This window comes from bacterium, from assembly GCA_028821235.1.
In the GTDB taxonomy this organism is placed as follows: domain Bacteria; phylum Actinomycetota; class Acidimicrobiia; order Spongiisociales; family Spongiisociaceae; genus Spongiisocius.
Window position 1 is genome coordinate 1 of sequence record JAPPGV010000135.1, and the last position, 3131, is coordinate 3131.

Annotated in this window: 3 protein-coding genes; 2 read left to right on the forward strand and 1 reads right to left on the reverse strand. The window is 67.6% G+C overall.

Annotated elements, in window-relative coordinates:
• Together OXK16_13915 and OXK16_13920 are read left to right on the forward strand one after the other, a co-directional pair.
• A partial coding sequence (locus OXK16_13915; protein MDE0377040.1) for a histone deacetylase occupies positions 1–723 on the forward strand: 723 nt, incomplete at its 5' end.
• Positions 724–729: 6 nt separating this feature from the next.
• Positions 730–2154, forward strand: a complete 1425-nt coding sequence (locus tag OXK16_13920) for a CCA tRNA nucleotidyltransferase (protein MDE0377041.1) — start codon at positions 730–732, stop codon at positions 2152–2154.
• 592 nt (positions 2155–2746) lie between these two features.
• Here OXK16_13920 and OXK16_13925 read toward each other — a convergent pair.
• Positions 2747–3131: VOC family protein (locus tag OXK16_13925; protein MDE0377042.1), on the reverse strand; the 385-nt coding region annotated here is incomplete at its 5' end.

Below are 3131 nucleotides of genomic sequence, written 5' to 3' on the forward strand. Positions count from 1 at the left end.
CCCTTGGCGGTCCGGCGACTGGAAGAGGAGGAGGCCGACCTGGCCTTTCTGGCGGTGCGGCCGCCGGGCCACCACGCCCGCTCGGCCACGGCGATGGGGTTCTGCCTGTTCAACAGCGCGGCGGTCACGGCGGCCATGCTGGTGGAGCGGGGCTGCAAGGTGGCGATCATGGACTGGGACGTCCACCACGGCAACGGCACCGAGGAGATGTTCGAGCATGAAGAGGACGTCCTGTACATCTCGACGCACCAGTATCCGTTCTACCCGGGCACCGGGGGCATCGTCGACATGACCGCCCACCGGGGCGCCGCCACCATCCTGGACCTGCCCCTGCCGCCCGGAACCGCCGGCGACCTCTACCGCCGGGCCTTCGAGGAGTTGATCCTGCCGGTGATCTCGCAGTTCGGCCCCGACTGGCTGCTGGTCAGCGCCGGCTACGACGCCCACGCGGCCGATCCCCTGGCAAGCCTGCGGCTGCTCGCGTCCGACTATGCCTACATGTCCCGAGCCCTCATCGCGCTGACCCCTCCGGGCCGCACCATCTGCTTCCTGGAGGGTGGGTACGACCTGGACGCCATCACGGCCTCGGTCAGCGCCACCCTGGCGGGCGCGGCCGGCATGGCCGTCCCCGACGAGGAGCACCGCTTCCGCTCCTCCGAGCTCGCCTTCGCAACCCTGGATGCGGTGAGGGCGGAGGCTGCCAAGGTGTGGGACCTCGGCTGATCCGAGATGGTTCCCGAGCGCCTGAACTGGCTGAACAGCGGCATCAGCCGCGAGCTGGCCGATCTCTTCACGGCCGCGGGCCACGAGATCCACCTCGTGGGCGGCTCGGTGCGCGATGCCCTGCTGGGCCGGAAGTCGACCGATCTCGACTTCGCCACCAGCGCCCGGCCCCACCAGATGGAGCCGCTCCTCAGGGACTGGGCGGATCAGCTGTTCACCGTGGGCGAGCGGTTCGGGACGATCGGCCTGATCCGCAGCGGGGTGCGGTGCGAGATAACCACCTTCCGCGCCGAGACCTACCGGCCCGACAGCCGCCATCCGGAGGTCATCTTCGGCGATTCGATCGAGGGCGACCTGGGGCGGAGGGACTTCACGGTCAACGCCATCGCCCTGCAGCTCGGACTCGACACCCCGTCCCTCGTAGATCCGTTCAACGGTGTCGCCGACCTGGCCACCCGGACATTGCGCACACCGAGCGGTCCCGACGTCTCGTTCTCGGACGATCCGCTCCGGATGGTCCGGCTGTTCCGGTTCATGGCGCAGTTGGGCTTCTATCCCGACCGGCCGGAGCTCGAGGCGGTGGAGCGCCTCCGGGAGCGCCTCCAGACGATCAGTGCGGAGCGGATCCGGGACGAGTTCTCCAAGCTGGTGGTGGCCGACGGCGCGGCGCCCGCCCTCTCCGTGATGGTCGAGTCCGGGCTGGCGGCCGAGTTCGTCCCCGAGGTTCCGGCGCTGGCCATGACCGAGGACCCGGACCACCGCCACAAGGACGTGCTGGCCCATTCCCTGGCGGTGATGGCCAAGACGGAATCCGACCTGGTCCTCCGGCTGGCCGCCCTCTTCCACGACGTAGGGAAGCCCTCCACCCGCCGCTTCGAGGGTCCCAGGGTGACCTTCCACCACCACGAGGTGGTGGGCGCCCGGATGACCCGCCGCCGCCTGCGGAAGTTGCGCTATCCGAACGAGATCGTCAATGACGTGGCGGAGCTCGTGTTCCTCCATATGCGGGCTCATACCTTCAAGATGGGCTGGACCGATTCGGCGGTGCGCCGCTACGTGCGGGACGCGGGCGAGCTGCTGCCGCGGCTCAACGAGCTGGCTCGGTGCGATGTCACCACCCGGAGCGACCGGCGGGCCCGCCGGATCCAGCGGCAGATCGACGAGCTGGAGGAGCGGATCGAGGTGCTCCGCGCCAAGGAGGAGTTGGATGCGCTCCGGCCGCCTATCGACGGTTTCGATGTCATGGATTACCTGGGCATCGGACCCGGTCCGGCAGTCGGGGCGGTGCTGAACATGCTGCTCGAGAAGCGGATCGACCAGGGTCCCTTCGCCCGGGCCGAGGCCTTCGGTGACGTGAGGCGCTGGGCCGTCGAGCAGGGGCTACCGGACCCGGGAGAACCCCCGCCCGAGACCGCCTCGGAACGCTCCTAACCCAGCACGCCGGGTGCCTGGCCGGTGCGTCTGAGCAGACGCTAGGTATCGCCACCTTCGAAATGCGCGCCTCAGCCCGCCTGTGAAGCTTCGGCAAGAGGAGACGCAGGTTTTCGGATATGAGCGATCTAACATCATTGGTAGCCATGCTCACCGATGCCCCCGCACTTGGGGGACACCTGGTATGAGATCCGCGCAGTCGGCAATACTGATGGCGACCGCGATGGCACCAGTGACAGATTCACATTCCAGCTCGACAAGGCGCTTGGCCCGGGTTCATGGACGCTCCATGTGGGTACCGAGGAATTCACCGTGTGGGGCCACTCACCGTCCATCGGCTGGGGCCGCCTAGGCGGCATCAACCTGGGCTGGACGGCGGGGCAGCAAGTGACCCTGCGGCTGGAGAAGACTTCCTAGCGCGAGGCGGTTGACCGTGCGCAGAGCTACTCCGGTTCCGGTCCCTGTGATCAACATGCGAAGCGCTGGAGAGCGCTTCCCGATCATGATGGGCAACCCCGTCGCCGGATGGAGCATCTTCCCTACGGGTGGCGGTAGCCCGACAGGGGTCCTGTCAACTTGTGGGCGGTTTTGCTCAGGGTCCCAGGACGCAGAACTCGTTGTCCTCCGGGTCGGTCATCAACACCCACCTCCCCACCGGCTCGTCGAAACGCTCTATCTCGGTGGCGCCTCTCTCCACCAGGGCCGCGATCATGGCTTCCCGGTCGCGGTTCTGCTCCTCGACGGGCAGGGATGGGTCCACAACGTCGATGTCCAAGTGCCAGCGGTTCTTGACGGCCTTTCCCTCCGGCACTTTCTGGAACAGGATGCGGGATCCGATCCCGTGAGGGTCGATGACCGCTGAGTATCGCTCCCGGTCCTCGGTGGACAGGTTCATGGCGTCGGCGAAGGCCTCCCAAGTCTTGAAGCCTTCTGGCGGGGGCTGGAGAACATATCCCAGCGCAAAGGCCCAGAACTCG